The following is a 23,110-nucleotide window of genomic DNA, read 5'->3' on the forward strand; positions in this document are numbered from 1 at the left end:
ATTGTGTTTACCGCATCCTGTCAGATAGACTGTATTTTTATACAGTACCAATAACGCTCACTGCGAGGAATAACCATGGCAGTACAAGCAGTCTACTTTTCTGATAGGGACGGCCTGGATATGGCACTGAAAAATCCTGAGACGATGCTGTTCACTTCAAAAGCCGAAGCCGACGCCCGGGACAAAGTGCTCGAACTGGCGGAGGAAATTCAGGTATTCCTTGGGCGCAAGGTTGAAGGCCTTGGCGATGATCTGGCCGAACGCTGTGCCATGGCCATAGCGGAGGACAAAGACCTGTTCCAGAAAGCTCTCAAGAAGCCCGAGCTGCTGAACGCAGAACAGGAATAGCATAACAGGGGCGGCGCGGCCGCCCTCCTCTCATGCCACGCCTACCCAGCTGCCATTGTCGTAATGCGCTACGCCCTGGCCAGACATCCGATGCAGACTGACCCACTGATTCTCCACCAGAGCCGCCACATCTGGCTGGCGACGTAACACAGATTCAATCCGATCTTCCGGCGCATCAATCAGAACAGTAAGACGAACCGGTTCATGGCGCCAATGAGTGCCATCGTGAACGGACTGCAGCGGCAGGCCAATTCTCAACCGTGGGTTATTACCTTCGACAACGCCGACATTCCCGCCAACCACGGAGTGCAGGAGCTTGTTACCCGAGCCATACACTTCGGGAACCGTTACCGAAGCAAAGTACTGAAGGTTGATCCAGTTGGCGACGATCATCGGTGCCGCCAGCAAAGCCTCCAGAAGACCGCCATCTTCGTCCAGAGTCGGATCGTAATCGTGCAGGAATACGCGGCCGGAGAGGTTGCAGCCGCGGGTCTTGCTCCGTTTCGCGAAGATGATTGCCGCGTTATTGGCCAGCCCCCACTCCGGACGAACCTCTGACCAGTCCCGGGTCCGGGTTTCCATGGCCTGCTTGAGGTTATCGTCGTCCAACCCGTTCAATTTCAGCGGCGTTGCCCGCTCTTTTCGAGCCCGGATGCCGGCTGTTTCGAATCCGGCTTCCAGATCTGCCAGGTGCTGCATGTGCGAATCCGGGATAAGATGGCGATCAGCAATCGTTACCTTGTCCGTCGCTGTGCAGTGCTCGGCAGCGACCGCCCAGGTGAAGTCCGGAATTCTGATACCTTCGTCGGCAAGCCCCGCCCTGACCTGTGGATCATTGACCAGGCTTGCTGCAAGCCGGGCGTTCACGCCGCCGCTCTGGCCGCCACACGCGCCGCAGTCGAGACCAGCCTGGTTCGGGTTGTTATCGGTATGACTGCCATGGCCAACCAGTACCAGCAAAGGCGCGAAACCACTGGTCAGCGACATCCCCCGGAGCATATTGGCCGCCAGCGCAACCCTCTCGGCATCAGAGAGCGGGTCGCCTCCGTGGCTATGTACCAGGCGACCCTCTACACTTTGGTCAGGGCGGGTTTTGTGGCCCGTTTTCAAAGTGTCTTTCACCAGTTTCCAGGCCCAGGCCAAACCGGTCGTCTCGACCAGTGTGAACGTCGACAAGCTGGTGTATTTCGCCTTTCTGACCGATTCACGAGCGATCTCTCTCTGATCGAGAGAGCGATTCACTGCCAGATCCTCCCGCAGGCTGCCTTTGGTATCAATCAACCGGAAAGACGCGGGCAAAAGGCCCGGCAGTCGGCGGGCCGGGGCAAGCGGTCCGTGTTGCTGATGATCGATTGGCATTCCGAAAAAACCGGCGAATCCGAGCGTCTGCACGTCGGGATACGCTTGTTCAAGGTGGCGTCGCATCACTTCAGAGCGAACATCGATACAAAAAACGGCCTGGGCTGCGGGAATGCCACGCCCGAAGTCTGGCAACGCCTGCTTTATCGGCGCAGATTCAAGTGACTGCCACAAGGTGCGCTGGTAACCAATCTCGAAGGCACGCTGCCACACCCACAGCCTGCTGCGGTCATCGTAGTCGCCCCTGCGACTCGCGCCGGCTCTCTGCCTCTGCCACTCGGCTTTTTGTGCCGGCGAAGCGAAGGCTACCCCTGCGGACTCCCAGACCAACATGATCGCCAGAATATCCTCACAACGATCGGATGAGCGCCCCTCAAGGCCTGCCCGCCAGTCTTCTCCGCGGCACCAGGAGGCCCAGCCGTTCACTCTCAACAACAGGCTATGGCACAGCGCTTCCAACTCATCTCCACGAGCGCCGATCCGACTCAGCGCCTCCTGTACTGCCTGATCCCTGTCGTCCGAAACCGTCTTGAAGAACGCACGGCCCCCTTTCAACCCGGTCGTAAAATCAAGCGCCAGATCCTGCCTGACTGATTCAAGCCAAAAACCGAACAACCCCCCATTGGCCTGGTTGCCCGAAACGGACCATCGGCTCTGGCGCTGATCGAAAAAGGCGCCGCAAACGCGAGAAACCTGGTCGCAAACGGTTTCAGTAAGAACACCGGCCTCCTCGTGGGCATTCGCAACCGTAAAGGTATCCAGAATGGAACCGCGCAGTGGCGCAGTTATGGCCCCCTTTCGACCCAGCCAATCAAGGTACCAGGCGGTATTCCGCTCATCGCCGCGCTCCGCAATACTTGCCCTCAGATCGTCTTCCCGAATCCGTCCACCTTCCCAGGCTTCCCGGTAAAACTCGGTCGGCATAAGCATACTGAAACCCGCGCGCTCGTTGAGCACCTGATCAACCCGCGGGGCCGGAAAATGTCTCAGCCCCCAGAACGGATTCACCGCTATCCACTGATCAAGCGGCCAGACAGGAGCGATCAGGTCGCAGGCCTGTTTAACCGGTTTACGCCAGTCATCGCTCAGCCACTGCAGTTCCGGTAACGGGGCGCTTACATCGCTCATGATCTCTCCTCCAGTCTGAACGGATGATGCGGAACCCTGCGGAACATGGCCGGCACCTTCAAAGCCTCCGCCGCCAGGAAGCGGGTCAACCGATCAAAGGGCAGTTCCAGGTAAAGCCCCTGACGAAAATGAACGCTCAGAGCACGGGTGGCCGGGAAGCGAGCACCGAATACAATCATCAAAGAGCACACGGCGAGCAGCGTAACCAGAGTGGCGCCCGTTCCCAGAGCAATGCCGGGGATGGCAAACCCTTCCTGCTCGGGAACGGCCGGGCCGATGAGAAGGTGCAACAATGAGTACAGCGGAACCAGGAGCACTGCCAGTCCTGCAAGCTTCAGCTTCACCGCTTTGGTTGCTCCGGCTGGGATGCCCATGGCGGCCGCCGATACCGCCAGCACCAGCAATGCTCCGAAAACCGGATTGTTTTCCACGATCCACGGGAACTGAACCAGGATCGCCGCCGCCAACAGGCCGGTAAGCCCGGCCCAGGAAAGCCGGTTGGCAGAGGGAGATTCGGGAAAACGCGTTGCTGCCGATACCGCCACCGTGCGACCGGAAGCCAGGAACGAATGCGCCTTGTACAGCGAATGGGCCAGTAGATGCAGCAGTGCCAGTGTGTAGGCCCCCATCCCAATTTCAAACAGCATAAAGCCCATCTGCGCACAGGTTGACCAGGCAAGAGCATGTTTGACCGAGTACTGGGTCATCATGGTGAGAACCGCAACGACCGCCGTCATGCCGCCGATCACGAGCAGAATCATGTGGCCGGCCGTAAAGCCGTCGAACACCGGGAATAAACGGAGCCAGAGGAAACCGCCAAGATTGATAACCCCGGCATGGAGCAGCGCCGACACGGGCGTGGGAGCCTCCATAACGCGAATGAGCCATCCGTGAAAGGGAATCTGGGCGCACTTGAGAACCGCCGCCAGAGCCAGAACCACCGATGCAATTGTCAGCGCTGTTGAGCCACCGGCTCGGGCGCCCTCATTCTGGATCATGTCTGGCAGGTAAAACGTACCGTAATGCAGGTAGAGCGCCACCACACCAGAGACCACCAGAGCATCCCCTACCCGGCTGACGATGAACTTCTGCACCGCCGCCATTCGCGCCTGGGGTCGGTCCTGATAGAGGGTGAGCAAATGATGCAGGGCCAGACTGACACCAATCCAGGCGCCTGCCAGAATCAGCAGATGGTTGGTCAACACCAGTACCAGAACAGAGGCAACTGTCACCAGAAACCAGGGAAGAAAACGGTCACGGCCAGGATCCTGGCTGAGGTAGTTGTCTGCAAACCGAAGAATGACCCAGCCAATAAACGCCACCATCGTGGCCATCCAGACCGCTATCCCGTCTGGATACAGGCCGAATCGCCCACCCAGGGTGGCCAGACGATTGCTGTCGTCTCCTGTATAGGGCTGAATCAGGAGGAGGATTCCCATCACGACCGAAACGGCCATGGAAGCCAATAGCGCCCATCCGGCAAGTCGCCAACAGTAGTTCACGTTCAGCGGATTCTTCAGCCAGCCAGTCAACCCGGCAAGCAGGAAGAGAGCGACCGGCAGCAGCAGCCAGAGTGCGAGGATCGAGAGCAATGAAAATTCGGCGATTGGATTCATACCTGCAAACCTCCTGATTGCAAGTACTTTGCCGATCTTCGTCACATATAAAAAATGGTTTATAATTATCAGATCATTCGTTTTTAGAGAACGAAATTACATGAAACTGAATTACCATCACCTTTACTACTTCTGGAAGGTCGCCCGAACAGGCCACCTGACGCGGGCAGCGGACTCGCTGCATATTTCCCAGTCGGCGCTGTCGGGTCAGATACGCAAGCTGGAAGACAGCCTGGGACACGACCTCTTCATTCGCGAGGGGCGGCGTCTCAAGCTGTCTGAAGCCGGGAGAATGGCATTCTCCTACGCCGAGGAGATCTTCCGCCAGGGTGAGGAACTGACGGCATTATTTGCCTCCGGCGCTCAACCAAACCGCGAGATACTCCGGATCGGGGCGGTGGCCACCCTCTCCCGTAACTTCCAGGAAGGCTTCCTGCAGCCGCTGCTAAACCGGGAAGACCTTGAGTTGAGCCTGCAAAGTAGCCACATGGATGAGCTGCTAAGACGGCTCTCGGCGCATCGACTGGACCTGATCCTCGCAAACCAGGCGGTACAGGGAGATGAACAGAATCCCTGGCGGTCACGGCTGATTGCCAAACAGCCAGTCAGCATCATCGGGCCGCGGGGAATAGACGTTCAGGGCGATTTCGTCGACGTATTGCGTGGCCGAAGCCTGATTGTGCCGGGCCCGGACAACAACATACGCCAGGCCTTCGACCAGTTGTGCGAGTATCACAGGCTGCGTCCCAACATCGCCGCCGAGGTGGATGACATGGCGATGATGCGACTTCTCACCCGGGATACCGGTCATTTCGCCATCATGCCTCCGGTGGTCGTGCGCGACGAAATGAAGAGCGGAACCCTTGCAGACTACGGCGCCCTGCCAGGCGTTTTCGAAGAGTTCTATGCCATCAGTATCCGGCGCCAGTTCGAGACGCCGGCACTCAGGGAACTGCTATCCCAGACTCAGGACAATTACCTGACCCGGACGCCGATTGGTCATTCTGACTAGCCCGAGTGGCGAAAAATGTCATCCATAAGGCTGACTTACATCCGTATACTGAAGCAGAAAGACCACAATAATAACGCCGGACATATGATCATGAGCCAAGCCAGCCTGCGAGAACACCCGTCCATTCTGATTATCGGTAGCGGTTTTGGAGGTCTGGGCATGGCCATCAAACTAAAACTGGCCGGGTTCAATAACCTGACCCTGCTGGAAAAAGCCGACCGGGTCGGAGGTACCTGGCGTGATAACACCTACCCCGGTGCCGCCTGTGATGTGCAATCCCACTTTTACTCGTATTCCTTCGAACCCAAGCACGACTGGTCGCGGAAATTCGGATTGCAGCCCGAAATCCTCGGTTATATGGAGCACTGCGTTCAGAAATATCGCCTGGGCAGTCACATCCGGTTTAACTCCGAGGTGCAGGACGCCGCGTTTGACGACCAAACAAATCAATGGTCGGTGACACTCGCAAACGGTGAGCAGCTGACCGCCGATGTACTCATCACCGCCACCGGACAGCTCAATCAACCTGCCTGGCCAAACCTCAAGGGACTGGACCGTTTCCAGGGCAAGATGTTCCATTCAGCCCGTTGGGATCATGATTACGACCTGTCCGATAAACGGGTGGCGGTCATTGGAACTGGCGCCAGTGCTATTCAGTTTGTTCCGGAGATCGCATCGAAGGTGAAACGGCTCGACCTGTTTCAGCGCTCGGCGGCCTGGGTCCTGCCCAAGCCGGATCGGCCCTTCAAGCGCTGGGAGCAGACACTGTTCCAGAAGGTGCCGGCCTGGGATCGCCTCTATCGCTACCTTATTTACTGGAAAAACGAGAGCCGCGCCCTCGCCTTCACCAAATTCAGTGGCCTTCTCGAGTATTACGCGAACATGGCAAAGCGGGAGGCCAGAAAACAGGTCACAGATCCCGCCAAGCTGAAAAAGATCATTCCGGACTACAAGATCGGCTGCAAGCGGATTCTGATTTCCAACGACTGGTATCCGGCCATCAACCGGCCGAATGTGAACCTGATAACCGACCCTATTGACCACATTGACGAGTCCGGCGTTGTTACGCACGAGGGACACCACCATGAGGTCGACGCCATTATCTGCGGCACTGGTTTCCGGGCCTCGGAGTTCCTGTCACCCATCCGGATAACAGGCCGGGGCGGAAAGACCCTGAACGAGGCCTGGCAGAACGGCGCTGTCGCGTTCAAAGGCATCACCGTCAGCGGCTTTCCCAACATGTTCATGCTCTATGGGCCCAACACCAACCTGGCCCATAACTCGATCCTGTACATGCTTGAGTCCCAGTTTCGCTACGTTCTGGAATGTCTGGAGGCCCTCGAGAAGTACCCGCACTCCGCCATGGACGTCCGACAAGACCGGCAGGACCGTTTCACCCATGTGGTTCAACAGGGCCTGGAAGACACGGTCTGGAGCTCCGGCTGCACCTCCTGGTACCTCGATGAGCATGGACGGAATACCATCAACTGGCCGGGATTCACCTTCACTTACCGGTTCGCCACCCGCCGGGTAGACACCGCTGATTACCAGTTTCTTTACCCCGGCCAGACCACGGGGTAATCGGGTGAAAGCCTTTTGCCCTTGAACCTCGGTCATATTCATAGGATGATTGGGTTATCGGTTGGAAGGATGATATACACCATGCTGAAACGTATTCGCAAAGGCTCGCTGGTCGAGACCGCTATCGAGAGTCTCAGAAACGCCATCGAAAAAGGTGACTGGTCGGTTGGCGATCGCCTGCCCGTCGAATCAGAACTTTCCGAATCCCTCGGAGTAAGCCGCAACACCGTTCGTGAGGCGGTTCGGGTGTTGGTGCACGTGGGGATGCTGGAAACCCGCCAGGGGGATGGCACATACGTACGAGCGACACGGGATGCCGGTGAGACCCTGCGGAGAATTGCGCGCACTCAGCTGGCGGAGCAGCTGGAGGTCAGGATCATGCTGGAAACGGAGGCCGCCAAGCTGGCAGCGCACAGGCGGACAGACCAGGATCTTCGGCACATGACCACAGCCCTCGATACTCGCGCCAAAGCGGGAGATGACCTGCAGGCTCGCATCCGGCACGACGAAGCCTTCCATCATGCCCTGGTCGCCGCTTCTCATAACTCAGCGCTGATCGAGCTCTACGACTACTTTTCCCACGCTGTCAGCCAGACCATTGAGCAGACCGAAACCGACGCAGACCTGCCGGAACCCTCCCAGGAAGATCATGAACTCCTGCTCGCGGCGGTCCGGCGTCAGGATGAGGGCAAGGCAGAATCCCTGGCCCGGGCGCTTTTGAAACCCAGTCTCCAGGCCTTGAAGCGTCGGGAGTCCTGATTCATGAAGTTCCGGATCGACACTTTTACCCTGCTGCTCCTGGGCGCCATCGTATTAGCCACGTTCCTGCCTGCAACTGGCCAGGCAGGCGAGGCACTGGCCACTGCCGGAACGGTCGCAGTCGCCCTGCTCTTCTTTTTCCATGGCGCAGCGCTGTCCCGGGAGCAGATTATTGCCGGTGCCACCCACTGGCGACTGCACATTCTGATCACTTCGCTCACATTCGTATTTTTTCCGCTGGCGGTGCTGCCGATTAACGGCCTCAGCAATATCGCACCATCCTGGATGCCGAAGGATCTTGGTCTGGGGTTTCTTTACCTGGGCGTCCTGCCGTCGGCGGTGTCCTCCTCCATCGCCTATACCGCAATGGCGCGCGGCAATGTTCCGGCGGCAATCTGCAGCGCAGCTGCCTCCAATGTCTTTGGCATGATGCTGACGCCATTCCTGCTGTTGCTGTTGGTAAGCACGTCCGGCGGTGGCGATTTCTCTGTAGCGGAAGCCCTGAAAGACATAATTCTGCAACTGCTGCTGCCTTTTGCGGTTGGGCATGTGCTCCGACCATGGCTCGGCGGGTTTCTTGGCAGAAACGAAACACTGATGGCCCGATACGATCAATGCGTGATCTGGCTGATCGTCTACTCCGCTTTCTCACATTCGGTAGAGAGCGGACTCTGGGAGAATCTGCCCCTGCAGGCCATCCTTTTCGCCATTGCGCTCTGCCTGGGCTTGCTGCTGCTATTTATGGTGTTCGCAAGGTTCCTGGTACGGCGATTCGGGTTCAGCCTGGAGGATGAAGCCGCGGTGGTGTTCTGCGGTTCCAAAAAGAGCCTGGCGTCTGGACTGCCCATGGCCAAGGTCCTGTTCTCAGGACACCCGGGCTTCGGCATGATCGTGTTGCCAATCATGTGCTACAACCAGATACAGGTTATCGTTGGAGCCTTCCTGGCCCAGAAGTACCGGGAAAAAATTGAAAGGGCGAATGCAGAGAAAGCGGGTTGATCCGGGCGGAGGACTCAACCGCTCCCCATTCCGCCAAAGAGTGTGGCGAGAATCGCCAGCCCGACAATCCAGCCAATCACCGCCGGCCAGAAATTGACCATTTGCGGTGGCTGTTCGCCCTGATCCTCAGCCGTGTCGGGTTCCGGGTAATTTCGATCGTCGGCCGCCTCAGGCGCCTGTTCCATAGTGAACCAGCCAAACCACTCACCGAGAAACTGGGCCACCGGCGCCGGAAAGGTGCCGTTTTCCGCCATCGGACGTATCTGGGGCTCCAACTGGCGACCAATCTCGCGTCGCAACCGCGGCTGATCTGCGGGCGGCTCGTCCAGAATGGCTTTCCAGATGCCCGGGTCCTTACTTCTCGAGGAGTCATTGAGCAAGGCCTTGATCTGGATGACCACTTCACGAACGACCTGGCCCTCGTTGGCATCCAGCGGACGATCAGGCTCCTCGCCCTGCACCTCGCGATGCGGTTCAGTCTGAACCGTGTCAGAAGCCTGCTTTAACGGGCCCGGATTGTCCCCGACTGCCTCGCGGAAAGCCGCTTCCAGACTCTTCGCCTCGTCTTCCGAAGCAAACTTGAGCTGTTGCTCATACGCATCCTGGATCTTCCGACGATCGCCGGTCGGCTCAATTCCAAGGATTTCCCAACAATTCATAAAGCTGCAACTCCCGGGCCTAGATTCATTACATTTCAGAGAGACAAACCGTCTGTAGTCCCTTACGATAGGACCCAAACATAATAAAACCGCTTTACTCCATTTCTCGGCAGATTATAGAACGTCAACCATGCATCAATCGATAAAAATGGCAGGAATGAGTAACCGTCGCCCTATCGTAACCTGCCTTGGCCTCAGCCTTGCTATCACTGCGCTGTTGCCTGCAATGGCACACGCACAGACTGAAAGCCCCGATTTCATACCCGGCTTGCTTGCCCTGGAGGGCGAACACGGCGAAATTCCCGAAGTACTTACCACAACACGACTGCGCCAGTCCAAGCTTCGGGTTCCCGGCACAACTACCATCATTACCGGCGACATGATCCGGGATCTCGGTGTTATGAACCTGGTAGAGGCGCTCCGGCTGGTACCGGGGATGGTTGTTGGTCATTGGGGAAGCACCAATCCGGTGGCAACCTATCACGGTACGTCCCAGTACGAACAGCGCCGACTGCAGGTTCAGATCGACGGAAGGACGGCTTACCGGATCAACCTGGCGGATGTCGACTGGCTTGGCATGCCGGTGGCCCTGGAAAATATCGAGAGAATTGAAGTGAGTCGAGGCCCCAACTCCGCGGCCTACGGCATCAACGCGTTCCTCGGCAGCATCAACATCATCACCCGATCGCCTCAGGATACCGCCGGCGTGGAGGCCTACACTTCAGTCGGCTCGCGGGGACATCTACGAACTTTCACGTCAGTGGGCGATACCGATGCCAACAAAAGTTGGCGGTTGTCTTACGAAAAGCGCAAATCCAACGGCTTCGATAACCAGCTTGATGGCCGCGAGGTAATCCCCTTCCACGATGGCCACGACGTCAACAACTTCAATTTCGACAGCGTGTTCCGGATTGATCGTCAGCATTCCATCGACGTTCGCGCCGGCGTGCTGGATGGCGTAAATGAAGAGGACTCCGAGAAGTCCGGCAGGCTGGGAGCGATCACCAACCCGGACATCATCATGGACGACTATTATCTCCATGTCCGGTTCGACGGAGCCTTTTCGCCTGATCACTTCTATCATATTCAGGCGAGCTACCAGAACCAGAGGCAACGGCAGCGGTGGACGGTTTCATTCCCAGCAGAGGATTTCAATGATCTTTTGCCCCCAAGTATTCCACCCTTTCCCGAGGACCAGGGTCCGTTCATCGCTGATTTGAATCAAGACCTCGAGGAAACCCGGCAGGAAATCGAACTTCAGGACACCATCATTTTCAGCGATGAATTGAAGCTGGTCTCCGGCGTGGGCTATAGAAAGGACTCTTTCACTTCCGAAACCTACTTCAACGGAAAAGGAGACAACTACCAATCCCGGGTATTCGCCAATGCCGAGTACTCTCCCTTTCGCTGGCTGACCTTCAACGCGGGCGGCAATTGGGAACAAACCACCACCACCGATGAAGATTATTTCTCGCCCAGGGCCGCCGCAAATTTCATCCTGAACAACAACCACGCCCTGCGGTTTGTCTTTTCCCGGGCGGTGCGCACACCGGACGCCTTTGAACAGAATCCCGACTGGGGCTATACGCCGAGAAATGTGCAGGCCCCGTTTGAAGCTCTGGAAGGTCAGAGAGTTGAAGTTACCGATATTCTAGACCAGACAACGTCCACCTACGGCCAAAAGCTGGAGGAGGAATGGGTCACCTCCCGGGAGATCAGTTATTTTGGCCAGTTCCATCTGGAAAGAGCATTGCTCTCGGTGGAAGTCCGCTACTTCAACGACGATTTCCGCGACATGATCAGCGGTGTCATCAACGAAGAAGAGTGGTATATCGCCAACAATGTCGATCTGGAGCAAGAAGGCGTAGAACTGGAAACCTCGTTGGAGTTTTCCGGGACCAAACTTCGCGCCACCTACGCCTACCTTGAGCAGGAAGGTCGTTACACCGGCGACCCGGCGGCACTGCCGGTAAACAAGCAGGAGCGTGCTGTGGATCTGTTGGCACGGCTATCAGCTCGAGACTCCGGCAGCTTCGCCTGGATTCAGGATCTGCCTATGGGTTTCATGACCTCCGCGGCCATGTACTGGACCAACGAAGTGAGGGAATCCCGGTTCGAGCGAGCCGATTTCCGTCTGGCCCGCCGGGTCGACAGAGCTGATTACAGTTATATGCTGGCACTTACGATGCAGCATTATCTGAATCCCAAGCCATGGATCAGCCCGGATAACCGGATTGAAGATCAGAACCAGTTTTTTGTTGAGGCTGGTATTCGTTTCTGAAGTTAACAAGGAAAGCGCGAGCCCTGGACGGTATGGAGCGAAGGACAGGCACGATTCACCGAAACCGGTATAGAAACGGAACTCCGGGCCTTTTGATCAAGGTCATGTGGATTCTATATCTCTTTGTTTCCGCCATGGTTGCCAATGCCCAGGAGGCACCGGCGAGGGTCGTTTATTTTGTCGGCTCAGGCAACGCACCTTTAGATCAACATCTGACTCAGCTCCTGAGAAGTCAGCTGGGGCCAGCGACCTCCTTGACCGAGGTCTCCGACGACCAGTTGGCCACTCTGGAGAACAGCCCGATCATTACGGTCGGCCCAGCCGCTTTCTCCCGGGCACGTCAAGCCAACCGGTCTGCAGCGATCCTGGCAATGCTGGTCGACCGATCCTTTATTTCCGCCTTTGCCGAGCGATCGCCGGGCCAGATCTCGGCGGTGTTATACGACGTGCCGCTGATCCGCCAGGCTCTGACGGGAAAGGCCATTTTGCCCCAGGCCAACAAGATTGCCCTGCTGGCAACCGCGGATTCCGTTGAACTGTACGAGCCCCTGATCGATGAACTGCCGGCCTACGGCATGTCGGCGAAGATCTTTCTGGTCGACAGCAACGATGAGCTGATTCCGACGCTTGTCCGGGCCCTTGGTTACGGTGATTTCTTGCTTGCAGCGCCCGACAGCGCCATTTACAACCCCCGAACCATCAAACATATTCTGCTGACCGCCTATCGCCGTAATAAGATCGTCATCGGCCCCACGCAGGCTTATGTTAAAGCAGGCTCCCTGGCCTCCAGTTATGCCCAGTTCCCTGAAATGGTTGGGATGGCAGGCAACTTTTTATCGACCTTTTTCGAAACCGGTGCATATCCGGAACCCTCGTATCCGGAAGACTTTCGGGTCGAAGTCAATGCCCAGGTTGCGCGCTCTCTGAACATTCCCTTGCCGAGCCGTGAGGATATTGCCAGACGGGTGGATCGACAGTTAACGAATGGGGAGGCGTCTGATGAATAACAGCCACAGGCGACAGCACCCCATGTCCCGAAAGCTACTGCTCCTCGGAGCTCTGCCAGCCATCCTCATGTTTATCGTGCTGATGGTGTTCTTCACGTCTGTGCGCCTTGAGGATGCGCGCCGGGATCTGTCCGACAGCAGCCAGATGCTTGCCGACAGCCTCGCCCCTGCCCTGGAATACGCCGTTGTCTCTGGCAACACTCTGGCACTGGACCAGATCCTGTCCCAGTCGCTGCGTCGCAGTAAAGCCGACTGGATCCGGGCCTCCGACGTTATGGGAGACCAACTTGGCTTCGTCTCCCACGAACCGATCAACCCGGATGAGATATCCGAGCACTACCAGATCTATGAAGCCGAGATTCTCCAGCAGCCCCTGGAATTTGGTTCGGAGCGCACTGCGGAGTGGTTTGAGCCGGACTATGGCTTCGGTTCCGGTTCTCTGCGGGTTGGCACTGTTCAGGTTGGCGTGAGCCAGGATGTTCTTGCGGAACGGCGGCAGGATATTCTTTGGACATCGATCGCCGTTGGCGTGGCCCTGCTGCTGTTCAGCATTCTGATCATCAATCATTTCCTCGGAGCCATTCTGGCACCGATACGGGACCTCGCCGGGCGAATCGGTCAACTCACCGATGGTGACTACCAGGAGCGTACCCTGAATACTCACCAGAGTTCGAAGGAGATCGTTGCCATTGAAGAGCGACTTAACCAACTGGCTCATCATCTGGCCGGTCTGAAAACAGCACGGGACCAGACCCTCGCCGCGTCCGAAGGTGCCCGGGAAAAGGCCGAGATGGCAAATCAGGCGAAATCCGAATTTCTGGCCACCATGAGCCATGAGTTGCGCACGCCCCTGAACGGGGTGCTTGGGATGGTCGATCTGATCCAGGAAGAACCACTTACCCAACGCCAGCGCGAGTACCTCAACACTGCCCGGCAGTCCACCGAGGATCTGTTGACCGTCATCGGGGACATCCTCGATTACTCGAAGATGGACAGCGGTACCCTGAAGCTCGACAGCCAGGAGTTTAACCTTCGGGAATTGATTTCCAACTGCACCGCCACCTACCGACACCTCGCCGAGCAACAGGGCCTTGCCCTCAATCTCAAGTTCTTCGGCGACTGGCCGGACAACCCCGTTGTCATCGGTGACCCCGCGCGTTTGCGGCAAATTCTGGCGGGGCTGGCTGACAACGCCATCAAGTTTACTGGCGATGGCTTTATCAATATCCAGGCGGGCTTTTTCGCTCTGGAAGACAACTGCATCATTCTGAATTGCTCGATCAGCGACTCTGGATCCGGCATTCCGACCGAGCGCCTTCAGGACATTTTCAACTCGTTCGAACAGGTCGACGGCGGAAACAGCCGGCTATACGGGGGCACCGGGCTTGGCCTGTCCCTGGTTCAGCGGCTGGTTGAACTCATGGGCGGACACATTCAGGTAGAAACGGATCTAGGGAAGGGTTCCTCGTTCCGGTTTGAGCTGCCCTTCGAGCTGGCGGATCGACCCAGAGAGCCCGAGCCCTCCGGTACACCGCCAAGGGAGACGATTAATGGCACCAGCCACGCCCTGGTGGTGGAAGATAATCCGGTAAACCAGCGCGTTGCCACGGCTATGCTCAGGCGATTAGGTTTCCATACCGATTCCGCCAACAACGGCAAGGAAGCACTGGACAGGGTGACCACTAATCATACGGGCTACGACATCATACTGATGGACTGTCAGATGCCCGTGATGGACGGATACGAAGCCACCCGCTATATCCGGGAATGGGAACAGAGCAACGGCCAGATAGGGACGCCGATCATTGCACTAACGGCGGACGTTCTGCCCGGCACGGAAAAGAGTTGTCTCGACTGTGGCATGAACGACTATCTGGCCAAGCCTGTTCGCAAGGAAATGCTGCGGGAAGTGCTCAGCCGCTGGATCAAGCTCTAGAAAGGTTCCGGCGCCCAGAACCGGACGCCGGCACTGAATCACGCCACCGGCTCGCGCATGGTGACAAACTCCTCGGCAGATGTCGGATGAATGCCCAGGGTAGAATCAAACTGGGCCTTGGTCGCACCAGCCTTGATGGCAACCGCCAGCCCCTGGGTAATCTCACCAGCGTCCGGACCCACCATGTGGGCACCCAATACCCGATCAGTCTCGTCGTCTACCACCAGCTTCATCAAGCTCCGTTCGTCACGACCACTGAGGGTGTATTTCATCGGGCGGAACTCTGAGCGGTAAATACGCAGTCGATGCCCCGCTTCCCGTGCTTCTTCCTCGGTCAGCCCAACCGTCCCGATGTTTGGCTGGCAGAAGACGGCCGTTGGAATGGCCGAATAGTCCATTTCGCCTTTGCCATCGCCGAACAAACGTCTGGATAGCACCATGCCCTGTGCCAGGGCAACCGGCGTAAGCTGAGGAGTTCCAATCACATCACCCAGCGCAGTAATTGAGGGCACGGCAGTCTGGAAGTGATCATCCACGACAACATGCCCCGAGGCGCTGAGCTGAACGCCAAGATCAGTCAGACCTAAACCGTCAACCAGGGCACGACGACCGGTTGCCGCCATCACCAGGCCAGTCTCCAGGGTTTCGCCATTGTTAAGTTGAACCCGGTAGTGGGCATTTTCGGCCTCAACCGATTCAATGGTCACTCCGAACTGCAGGTTTACGCCTTTTTTCCGCATTTCCTGTTCGGTAAACCGTCGGATGTCGCCATCAAACCCGCGCAGGAACAGATCACCGCGATACAGCAAGGTTGTATCAACACCCAACCCAGCCAGGATGCCGGCAAACTCCACAGCGATATAGCCACCGCCCCAGACCACGGCCTGCTTCGGCAACTGCGGCAGGTAAAACATCTCGTTGGACGTAAGAATGCATTCCTTGCCGGGCACATCCGGTATAACCGGCCAGCTGCCGGTGGCAATCGTGATGTGTTTGGCCCGATAGGACGTCTCCCCGACGACCACGGTATTGGCGTCTGACAATGACGCCGTTCCTTCGATGATGGTCACACCGGCGTTTTCCAGCAACCGGCCATAAATGCCATTCAGACGCTCGATCTCGGCATTCTTGTTCGCAACCAGCTTCGGCCAGTCGAAACTGACATCGTCGAGTGGAACCTGCCAACCGTAGCCGGCTGCATCTTCCAGCTCATCGTGAACGTGAGCGCCGTACACAAACAGTTTCTTGGGCACGCAGCCAACGTTAACGCAGGTTCCGCCAAGATACCTGGATTCAACCACAGCCACCCTGGCGCCCCGCTGGGCAGACATCCGCGCGAGGCGAACGCCGCCGGAGCCGGCTCCGATAACGATCAGATCAAAATCCTGCTGGTCAGACACAGCTTCTCCCGTTACACATTTAAAAATCAGGTTTGGCCGGAGGTGGCCGTTTTGGTTTCCGGATGCACTTCCCTGAACAACACGTGATCTTCGAAGTCGCCGAGCTGAATCTTGCCAAGGCTCCGGAAACCCTCGGATTCATAAAACGGCAGATAACGGTTGTTACCCGTATCGAGCACCAACCCGCTGCCACGCGGGTTCTCGGCACAGAGTTTTTCAACGGTGTTCAGCAGCAAACGGCCGTAGCCGCGATTCTGGTATTTGGGATTAACCCCCATCATGGGCAACTGATGCGCCACTGGTTGTGGCAACATGTCGCGAATTTTCTCGTGGTAGTCCAGATACCGACGCGTAGAGGCAAACCCCGTCGTCAGCACCATACGAATCCGCCAGCTGATCTGATCAGCCAGGTTCATCCTTAATTCGGGATCCCCGATGAACGCAACGGCCACAAGCGTGTCGTCAACCATCACACCAATGGCATCCTGATCAAGCTCAAAATAAAGGTCTATCAGTTCCCTTATGGTCGCCCGCACCCTCTGATCGTAACCGGGGCGCCGGTGATCGAACAGGTACTGGAACGTCGGCTCGTTCCGGTAGGCGTGAAACAGAATGGATCTGGCTTCATTCCGCGCCGTTTCGTCCAGACGAACAATGGCTGGCTCGGATTTGTTCTTGTTGTCGCTGCCGTTACTCATCGCTTCCCTCTCCTGCATCAGTTCCGGGCAAAAGGCCCGGAATCTGGTTTTTTCAGAATCAGATCGCCAGTGTGAGACGAACGGAAACCCGCCCTGGCTCACTGGCCCTGTCCATGGCCGCCTGGTCAATGACGACACCATGGTTACCATTCAATCGCTCTAACCAAGCGGCAACCTCTGCAAAAGGTGCATTCTCAAGCCAGACCCGGATGGCGTCTTCACCGCTGGGCTCAAAGCGCTGAAGTGACAGGCCCGCCTCCCCGGCGGAACGGGTCACCAGAGCCATCAGGGCACGGCCATCCGCAGGTTTGTCCGCCGACGCCGTGGTGCTGGCACCGCCTGTATTGCCAAGACGCTGAATCGTCCGTTGGTTTGCCTGCATCCAGGCCAGCAGCTCGCCGGCGTTATCTCTGGCAGCTTCCGACTGGTCGTAAAACCCGGCAGCCGGACGCCAGACGGCAAAATACAGAAGGCCAAGAAAAACGGCGATGGCCAGCACCACCAAAGCCTGCTGGTCACGACGGGGCAATTGATCATACTGTGCAATGAGTTTGCCGACCGCCGGCTGATCCTTGATTCGGGAAAGCATACCTTAACCTCCTGAGACCGTCAGGCGGCCGCGGGCGCCGCTCGCTTCGTTCACCACCGAACCAATCTGCGCCTCCAGCCCCTGGTTCGCAAGGCCGTTGCGCAGAGCGCTCAAACGGTCATAGCTATCGGCTCTTACGTCTACGACCAGCTCACCCCGTGAGCGGCTGTAATTCACTGAATTGAAATTAACTCCCTGGCTGCCCGGCAAACGGGAATACTGTTGTCCGGTGTATTTCATCAGGGTGATAAAGTCCACCTCCGGCCCACTGGAGCCGGCAACCCGCAACTGGCCTTCGATCACGCGCCGGACGTTGCCGGCATGGGTACGCCGGTCATTCGGAAACGCATCGCGGTAGATTGCCATGGCCTCGTTTCGCAGTTTTTCTGCCTGATTCTGATAGTAGAATCCCATTCCGGCATTCACCGCCACCTGAACCACGAACCAGACGGCCGCAACTGCAATGAGGGGCTTCCATGGTTTGAGCGGACTCGCCTTGCCCGATTTGGACGAGAACATGCCCTGGCACAGGTTTACCGGTTCGCACAGATGATGGTGATGGGCGTAGGCCAGCAGTTCCAGAGGCATGAGTTCAAGACCTTCCTGGCGAACCGCAAGCCGACCAGAACCGTTCAACTCCGAGATGGCCGATTGCTGGAGATTAAATTCATCAGCGGTGCCATAAAGCATGACCGGAATTTCAGCCACCACTTCCTCCGCAGACGGGGCAGCCAGGGTGTGAGCAAACATTCCCAGGTTCGCAGACTGCATACTCAGCCACTCGCCGCGTTCGCTCACCATCATTGCCGTTTCGCCATCCAGGCAGACCGACCAGCCGCCTTCGGTGCGCGGCAACAATGAGGCATCCGGAAAAATGGCTTCCAGCCGAGCATGCTCCCAGCCGCTGAACAGATTCACCCACTGCCCCATCCGTTCGCGATCAATGGCCGCGACGCGGTAGCCGTCATCGGTATGGGCACCCAGCGCCAGATGAACAGAATCAATGTCCTGGGCAATCTGCTCCTCGACAGCGTAGGGCAACGCCTGATTGATAAACCGGCTCTGCTTTGCGGGAATATCAGCCAGACAAAAAATCGCTTCTTCGCCGGGGATAAGGCCGATCAACAGAACATTATCCAGCGCATTCTGGCCGAGGGTATGCTCGATGGTTTCCCGACTGTCGCCTACGCCGCGAGCCTGCGCATCGCCACTGGCATCGTGCAGGACCCAGTTGAACATCTGGGCATCGGGGTCCTGGTCAGCGTCCGCGAACGGCGGTATTGGGCGGACGTAAAGGCGATAAGACATGATTATCCTTCTGAAATTGTGAAAGGCTCTTTGGTAATTCGGTTTTTCTGCCCGATATCCCTGTTAACCGTCTGGACTTCGCCTTCCGGAGTCCGGAACACGGTACTGACCATATTCACGACACGGTTATCGTAGGTAATCCGCGAGGCAACTTCAAAAAACCGTGTCTGCAACCCCAGTCCAACCGACTTGAGCCCGAGCCCGGCGAACTCAGGTAAAGCCAGAAAGTCCTGGAGATTCTCGAACCGTTCCTCTTCCCGCTTCTCAAGAATAGACGCCGCCTGGGCGTCCGTCAGCTCTTCATGGAGAGAGCGGATCACCATGGCCGTCGCAGTGTTCACGTTGATCCCCGCACCATTGACAGGAAGTGCCGCTACATGGGGCCTCAGGGCCCGATAAATCTCTTCGGTCATGCCTTCGATCAGGCGCAATTCGGTCACCGTGGCGAACGGCTGGTTGGCAGCCCGGTAACCCTGCTCAGCCATCAGATACTGGCCGTCCTCGGCGCCGTAGGCCGTGACGGTCTGGTCGTTGGGGTCGATCCAATCCACCAGCGAATCTACAGAAACTGCAGTAATCCCCAGTGCAGCAAACAACTGGACGAAACGATCTCTGACGATGGGGTCCACCTGGCCATTGGCGCCGACCAGGTCGTTCAGATTAAGGCGACCTCCGAGGTCATCAATCTGGACCTCAGCCACACCATTGTCATCCAGCGGCAGAACGGCTGCATTGGCGGCCCAGAACTCGTCAAGGCTATCAACCATCAGGTTCTCTTCCTTGTCCTCGTCGAAATCCCTGCGCAGGATCTGGCGGGCGAACGCCTCGGCGCCAAGTGCGATACTCTGGCCCTGCTGTTGAGCCAGATAATGTCCCGCCTTGAACACTCGCAAACTCTGCTGCTGGGTCATCCCCGAAGCAAGCATGACCACCAGAGCCATGGCCAGCAGCACCATGATCAAAGCAACGCCGCGCTGACGGTCCGGCAACCTTGGGGTCTGGCCCATCGCTAACTAGCCTCCCTGCCCCGTTGTACCGCTATTCTCTCCGGTCTGTTCTCCGGTAGCCTCTTCTTCTGCGCTTTCTTCTTCCGCTTCGCTGGCCGCCTGGTTGGCCTGGTTTACTGCACCCTGGGCAATGGCCGGATCAAAATCCGGTAATGCAAAGGTCCGCACCAGCGTTCCAAAACGTTCATGTTCCAGGGTCACTTCCATGCCCAGCGGCAGTGGAATATCCGGGCGGCTACCCGGGGTCAGTCCGGCCATCACCTCATCGGTTGGCCATTGCAGTTGCCAGCTCCGGTTGGCATCCAGAAACCTTATTTCCAGGCGCTTTACGCCTTCCAGCAGCAGCACATCGCGGCTGTCATCTTCCTGGCCCTGATCCACCATGGGCCAGTACCGGCGCCGCAGTTCGCTGCCAGTATATTCCCAACCGACACGCTGCAGGCCACTGCGGCGAATACCCAGGGGGTTCCGCCACCCCTGACGGGTCAGCAACAGGGAAAAGTCGTCCTCACGGCTGGAGAGCGCTGGTTGGAAATCCCCGTAAATGTCCCTTGCTGGCCGGTTCACCACCTGCATGATATCGCGCTCAAGCAGGAGCATGGACCGTTGCAAACCGTCGAACTGTTCCGCCAGTTCGTTCACCCGATCGCGGGAATTGACCACCCCGTTGATAACCTGCCAAACGCCAAGCCCGATAACGGCAGTGATGGTAACCGCAATCAAAACCTCCAGCAGGGTGAAACCACGTTGTTGCGGATGGCAGCTTCGTGCGGACGGGAACGTCATTGTGCCCCCACGAACGCCGACAGGGTATGAATCGGATCCGGCGCCGCGCCTTCCTCGCGATAACGGGCAACCGTGACCTCCACACGACGCATCTTCGCCTCGGCGGTTGCAAGAATCGCGGTGGTCACCCGCCAACGATACGGCCCGAAATCGGTATCCTTGGAGTTCTCGGAGATACCCGGGATGTTTTCCTGGAGCCGAATTTCGTTAATTCGGTTATCTGCCAACCAGCTCGCCAGGGTTTTGTCCCGAACCCGTTCGTAACTGGAAATGTACTGGCTTCCGACTTCGGCCGCAGCCGTTGCAATCAGGCCGAACACAAGCAAGGCTATGAGTACTTCGATCAGGGTAAACCCTTTGTGCGCCCTCACCCGCTGCTCCCCTCATCGCCCGGTTTGCGCCATTCCATGGGCGACACACCATCCGAAGCCAGAACGTGCATGGTGTCTGACCCGTTGCCAATGGTGAATTCAAGCTCGAACGGCGTTGTCTCGCCACTGGAGAAAAAAACGACGTCCGGTAACAGGGTATCTTCGGATGACGCCAGCCTGGGCGCGTCGCTTTCGATGAACTCGGTTACCGTCAGCCACTCCGGCAGGCTCCGGGCCCGGAACATACGCTCACCGGAGGCCTTCCAGTCGCCGGTCTGATCCTGATAAGCCACGAACTGGTAGCCGCCTTCCTCCAGCTTCAGGCCCAGCTCCAGGTTATTGAGAACCGCCTGCTCCGAGGCTGTCTGCATAAGCAGGTACAGTTCCCGGACCTCATTTTCCAGTTCGCGCTGCTGGGAGCTTCCCCCCATGGTAAACACGGCAAGAGAAGCTAGCAGACCCACAACCACCAGGACCACCAGTATTTCAATCAGGGTGAAACCGGTCTGTCGGGATCTGACCTGCACAGTGATTTAGCCCTCGGTGTTCCAGACGCTGATATCCGCAGCGTCGCCGTCGCCACCTTCCTGGCCGTCAGAGCCATAGGAATACAGATCATAGGGGCCTTCGGTACCCGGGCTTACGTACTGGTATTCAGAACCCCAGGGATCCTCCGGCACGCTCTTCAGGTAACCGTCGGAGTTCCAGTTCTTGGGCTCCGGGCTGCCACTTGGCATGGAGACCAGCGCCTCAAGACCCTGCTGGGTGGAGGGATAATGGCTGTTGTCCAGGCGATAAAGGTCCAGCGCATTGGCAATGTTGCTCAACTGGGTTTCCGCCACGGTGACCTTGGCCTGGTCACTCCGACCCATGATGTTTGGAGCCACGATGGCCACCAGCAGGCCCAGGATCACCATCACCACCATGATTTCAATCAGGGTAAAGCCGCGGTTACGGTTATGTGAATTGAGGTTCTTGGTCGTCATTGTCTCACTCGTTATTGGCATGGATTGCTTTTGGTCCGGGCTCGTCGACTGACGCTCCGGCGCGGGTTTCACCCCACGAGATTACTCATGTTCAGTATCGGCAGCATGATGGCCAGCACGATGATCAGCACCACCACGCCCATTACCAGTAGCATCATCGGCTCGAACAGCCCCACAATCGCAGCGATCTTTGATTGAAGGGTGTTTTCCTGCATGCGCGCGGTTCGCTCCAGCATGCTGTCCAGCTCACCACTGGCCTCCCCGCTGGCGATCATGTGCAGCATCATCGGCGGAAAATACCCGGTCTGATCAAGGGAACGGTGCAATGAGCCGCCTTCGCTGACCTTTCTGGCTGCATCCCGCAGTTCCTGCCGCAGAAAATCGTTGGATAACACCTCACCGGCAATGCGCATTGCCTCTACCAGCGGCACGCCACTGGTCGTCAGTATGCTGAGGGTGCTGGCATATCGGGCAGTGTTAACGCCACGAACCATCCCTGAAAACAAGGGGAGGTGTAACAGACGTTTGTGAAACCGCAGTCTAAACCCGGGCTTGGTCAGGAAAAAACGGAACACCATCAATGCGGCGACCAGCAGTATAAATAGATAGACACCGTAATCCGCCAGAAATTCCGACACCGCAAGCATGGCCATGGTCAGCGTTGGCAGCTCCTGCCCCTGCTTCAGAAACACATCGATGATATCCGGCACCACGTAGGTCAGCAGGAACACGACGATGGCAATGGCAACAATACTGAGAATGATGGGGTAGATGGCCGCCAGCTGAATTTTCTGGCGAGCCTCCTGACGGTTTTCGGTGTAATCCGCGAGCCGGTTCAGAACCAGATCGAGATGGCCCGCGTGCTCACCGGCAGCAACGGTAGACCGGTACAGCCTCGGGAATGCCCGGGGAAACTCACCGAGGCTATCCGCCAGGGTGTACCCTTCCATGACTTTCGCTCGTATGGCGATCAGCATGCTGCGTATTCTGGGTTTCGGTGACTGCTGAGCGGCAGCCGAGAGCGCCTGCTCGATGGGAATGCCGGACTGGATCAGAGTTGCCAGCTGGCGGGTAACCAGTGCCAGATCGGCCGCAGCCAGCGAACCCCGGCTGCTCAGGGGATTGCTTCTGGTCTGTTTCTCGGCGGCCGGCTCGACGGCCAGCGGGGTGAGGCCTCGCTCCCGAAGTTGCTGGCGAACGGCTCTCGGCGCATCGGCTTCCACGACACCTTGTTTTTGCTTGCCTCGGGAATCGAGCGCCTTGTATTCGTATGCTGGCAT

The 23,110-nt window shown here is 57.5% G+C and carries 21 protein-coding genes; 8 read left to right on the top strand and 13 right to left on the bottom strand.

Annotated features, from left to right (window positions below; genetic code table 11):
* Positions 1-75: 75 nt before the first annotated feature.
* Positions 76-348 (top strand): YebG family protein, encoded by a 273-nt coding sequence (locus CFB02_RS06255; RefSeq protein ID WP_008171158.1) that lies wholly within the window; start codon positions 76-78, stop codon positions 346-348.
* Between the two features lie 30 nt (positions 349-378).
* Here CFB02_RS06255 and CFB02_RS06260 read toward each other — a convergent pair whose 3' ends face one another.
* Entirely contained in the window at positions 379-2,835 is a 2,457-nt protein-coding gene (locus CFB02_RS06260; RefSeq protein ID WP_088557329.1) for a YbcC family protein, read from the bottom strand.
* Positions 2,832-4,451 (bottom strand): NADH-quinone oxidoreductase subunit L, encoded by a 1,620-nt coding sequence (locus CFB02_RS06265; protein ID WP_088557330.1) that lies wholly within the window; start codon positions 4,449-4,451, stop codon positions 2,832-2,834. The genes CFB02_RS06260 and CFB02_RS06265 overlap by 4 nt, the downstream gene beginning before the upstream one ends.
* 100 nt (positions 4,452-4,551) lie before the next feature.
* On the opposite strand from CFB02_RS06265, the gene CFB02_RS06270 reads away from it, so the two are divergent.
* The 4 genes from CFB02_RS06270 (at position 4,552) to CFB02_RS06285 (ending at position 8,802) form a co-directional block, all read left to right on the top strand.
* Positions 4,552-5,463, top strand: a complete 912-nt coding sequence (locus tag CFB02_RS06270; protein ID WP_014577006.1) for a LysR family transcriptional regulator — start codon at positions 4,552-4,554, stop codon at positions 5,461-5,463.
* Between the two features lie 84 nt (positions 5,464-5,547).
* The gene (locus CFB02_RS06275; RefSeq protein WP_088559183.1) at positions 5,548-7,044 is read left to right on the top strand and encodes a flavin-containing monooxygenase; all 1,497 of its coding nucleotides are present in this window, start codon (positions 5,548-5,550) and stop codon (positions 7,042-7,044) included.
* An 81-nt stretch (positions 7,045-7,125) separates the two neighbouring features.
* On the top strand, positions 7,126-7,803 hold the full coding sequence (locus CFB02_RS06280) for a FadR/GntR family transcriptional regulator (RefSeq protein ID WP_088557331.1): 678 nt from the start codon (positions 7,126-7,128) through the stop codon (positions 7,801-7,803).
* 3 nt (positions 7,804-7,806) lie between these two features.
* Positions 7,807-8,802, top strand: coding sequence for a bile acid:sodium symporter family protein (locus CFB02_RS06285; protein ID WP_088557332.1), 996 nt, complete (start codon positions 7,807-7,809; stop codon positions 8,800-8,802).
* 14 nt (positions 8,803-8,816) lie between these two features.
* On the opposite strand, the gene CFB02_RS06290 is transcribed toward CFB02_RS06285, so the two are convergent.
* On the bottom strand, positions 8,817-9,461 hold the full coding sequence (locus tag CFB02_RS06290; protein WP_088557333.1) for a molecular chaperone DnaJ: 645 nt from the start codon (positions 9,459-9,461) through the stop codon (positions 8,817-8,819).
* Positions 9,462-9,591: 130 nt separating this feature from the next.
* On the opposite strand from CFB02_RS06290, the gene CFB02_RS06295 reads away from it, so the two are divergent.
* The 3 genes from CFB02_RS06295 to CFB02_RS06305 all read left to right on the top strand — a co-directional run bounded on the left by CFB02_RS06295 (position 9,592) and on the right by CFB02_RS06305 (position 14,685).
* Positions 9,592-11,742 carry a TonB-dependent receptor plug domain-containing protein gene (locus CFB02_RS06295; RefSeq protein ID WP_088557334.1) on the top strand — a complete coding sequence of 717 codons (2,151 nt, stop codon included), beginning with the start codon at positions 9,592-9,594 and terminating at the stop codon, positions 11,740-11,742.
* 254 nt (positions 11,743-11,996) lie between these two features.
* Positions 11,997-12,749 (top strand): hypothetical protein, encoded by a 753-nt coding sequence (locus CFB02_RS06300; protein ID WP_227519342.1) that lies wholly within the window; start codon positions 11,997-11,999, stop codon positions 12,747-12,749.
* On the top strand, positions 12,742-14,685 hold the full coding sequence (locus CFB02_RS06305; RefSeq protein WP_088557335.1) for an ATP-binding protein: 1,944 nt from the start codon (positions 12,742-12,744) through the stop codon (positions 14,683-14,685). The genes CFB02_RS06300 and CFB02_RS06305 overlap by 8 nt, the downstream gene beginning before the upstream one ends.
* Positions 14,686-14,723: 38 nt before the next feature.
* On the opposite strand, the gene gorA is transcribed toward CFB02_RS06305, so the two are convergent.
* From gorA to gspF, 10 genes are all read right to left on the bottom strand, one after another.
* Positions 14,724-16,085: a glutathione-disulfide reductase gene (gene gorA / locus CFB02_RS06310; RefSeq protein ID WP_088557336.1), complete on the bottom strand. Its 1,362-nt coding sequence runs from the start codon at positions 16,083-16,085 to the stop codon at positions 14,724-14,726.
* A 26-nt stretch (positions 16,086-16,111) separates the two neighbouring features.
* The gene (locus tag CFB02_RS06315; RefSeq protein WP_088557337.1) at positions 16,112-16,783 is read right to left on the bottom strand and encodes a GNAT family N-acetyltransferase; all 672 of its coding nucleotides are present in this window, start codon (positions 16,781-16,783) and stop codon (positions 16,112-16,114) included.
* 58 nt (positions 16,784-16,841) lie between these two features.
* Positions 16,842-17,372, bottom strand: a complete 531-nt coding sequence (gene gspM / locus CFB02_RS06320) for a type II secretion system protein GspM (protein ID WP_088557338.1) — start codon at positions 17,370-17,372, stop codon at positions 16,842-16,844.
* Positions 17,373-17,375: 3 nt separating this feature from the next.
* Complete coding sequence (gspL, locus tag CFB02_RS06325; protein ID WP_088557339.1) at positions 17,376-18,680, bottom strand: type II secretion system protein GspL; 1,305 nt, start codon at positions 18,678-18,680, stop codon at positions 17,376-17,378.
* A gap of 2 nt (positions 18,681-18,682) precedes the next feature.
* A complete protein-coding gene (gene gspK / locus CFB02_RS06330; protein ID WP_088557340.1) occupies positions 18,683-19,687 on the bottom strand; it encodes a type II secretion system minor pseudopilin GspK in 1,005 nt (334 codons plus the stop codon).
* Positions 19,688-19,693: 6 nt separating this feature from the next.
* Positions 19,694-20,473 carry a type II secretion system minor pseudopilin GspJ gene (gspJ, locus tag CFB02_RS06335; RefSeq protein ID WP_088557341.1) on the bottom strand — a complete coding sequence of 260 codons (780 nt, stop codon included), beginning with the start codon at positions 20,471-20,473 and terminating at the stop codon, positions 19,694-19,696.
* Positions 20,470-20,844: a type II secretion system minor pseudopilin GspI gene (gene gspI, locus CFB02_RS06340; protein WP_088557342.1), complete on the bottom strand. Its 375-nt coding sequence runs from the start codon at positions 20,842-20,844 to the stop codon at positions 20,470-20,472. The genes gspJ and gspI overlap by 4 nt, the downstream gene beginning before the upstream one ends.
* Positions 20,841-21,371, bottom strand: coding sequence for a type II secretion system minor pseudopilin GspH (gene gspH / locus CFB02_RS06345; protein WP_088557343.1), 531 nt, complete (start codon positions 21,369-21,371; stop codon positions 20,841-20,843). The genes gspI and gspH overlap by 4 nt, the downstream gene beginning before the upstream one ends.
* A 6-nt stretch (positions 21,372-21,377) precedes the next feature.
* Positions 21,378-21,830: a type II secretion system major pseudopilin GspG gene (gspG, locus tag CFB02_RS06350; RefSeq protein ID WP_088557344.1), complete on the bottom strand. Its 453-nt coding sequence runs from the start codon at positions 21,828-21,830 to the stop codon at positions 21,378-21,380.
* Between the two features lie 68 nt (positions 21,831-21,898).
* Positions 21,899-23,110 (bottom strand): type II secretion system inner membrane protein GspF, encoded by a 1,212-nt coding sequence (gene gspF, locus CFB02_RS06355; RefSeq protein WP_014576990.1) that lies wholly within the window; start codon positions 23,108-23,110, stop codon positions 21,899-21,901.

It is taken from the genome of Marinobacter sp. es.042 (assembly GCF_900188315.1).
GTDB lineage: Bacteria > Pseudomonadota > Gammaproteobacteria > Pseudomonadales > Oleiphilaceae > Marinobacter.

Bases quoted from the DNA above. Each gene is read 5' to 3' on its own strand.
- CFB02_RS06305 (WP_088557335.1), top strand. From the start codon at position 12,742: ATGAATAACAGCCACAGGCGACAGCACCCCATGTCCCGAAAGCTACTG.
- CFB02_RS06275 (WP_088559183.1), top strand. From the start codon at position 5,548: ATGATCATGAGCCAAGCCAGCCTGCGAGAACACCCGTCCATTCTGATT.
- CFB02_RS06260 (WP_088557329.1), bottom strand. From the start codon at position 2,835: ATGAGCGATGTAAGCGCCCCGTTACCGGAACTGCAGTGGCTGAGCGAT.
- CFB02_RS06255 (WP_008171158.1), top strand. From the start codon at position 76: ATGGCAGTACAAGCAGTCTACTTTTCTGATAGGGACGGCCTGGATATG.
- CFB02_RS06295 (WP_088557334.1), top strand. From the start codon at position 9,592: ATGCATCAATCGATAAAAATGGCAGGAATGAGTAACCGTCGCCCTATC.
- CFB02_RS06315 (WP_088557337.1), bottom strand. From the start codon at position 16,783: ATGAGTAACGGCAGCGACAACAAGAACAAATCCGAGCCAGCCATTGTT.
- CFB02_RS06280 (WP_088557331.1), top strand. From the start codon at position 7,126: ATGCTGAAACGTATTCGCAAAGGCTCGCTGGTCGAGACCGCTATCGAG.
- CFB02_RS06290 (WP_088557333.1), bottom strand. From the start codon at position 9,461: ATGAATTGTTGGGAAATCCTTGGAATTGAGCCGACCGGCGATCGTCGG.
- gspJ (WP_088557341.1), bottom strand. From the start codon at position 20,473: ATGACGTTCCCGTCCGCACGAAGCTGCCATCCGCAACAACGTGGTTTC.
- gspF (WP_014576990.1), bottom strand. From the start codon at position 23,110: ATGCCAGCATACGAATACAAGGCGCTCGATTCCCGAGGCAAGCAAAAA.
- gspL (WP_088557339.1), bottom strand. From the start codon at position 18,680: ATGTCTTATCGCCTTTACGTCCGCCCAATACCGCCGTTCGCGGACGCT.
- CFB02_RS06270 (WP_014577006.1), top strand. From the start codon at position 4,552: ATGAAACTGAATTACCATCACCTTTACTACTTCTGGAAGGTCGCCCGA.
- gspG (WP_088557344.1), bottom strand. From the start codon at position 21,830: ATGACGACCAAGAACCTCAATTCACATAACCGTAACCGCGGCTTTACC.
- CFB02_RS06285 (WP_088557332.1), top strand. From the start codon at position 7,807: ATGAAGTTCCGGATCGACACTTTTACCCTGCTGCTCCTGGGCGCCATC.
- gspM (WP_088557338.1), bottom strand. From the start codon at position 17,372: ATGCTTTCCCGAATCAAGGATCAGCCGGCGGTCGGCAAACTCATTGCA.
- CFB02_RS06265 (WP_088557330.1), bottom strand. From the start codon at position 4,451: ATGAATCCAATCGCCGAATTTTCATTGCTCTCGATCCTCGCACTCTGG.
- gspK (WP_088557340.1), bottom strand. From the start codon at position 19,687: ATGGGCCAGACCCCAAGGTTGCCGGACCGTCAGCGCGGCGTTGCTTTG.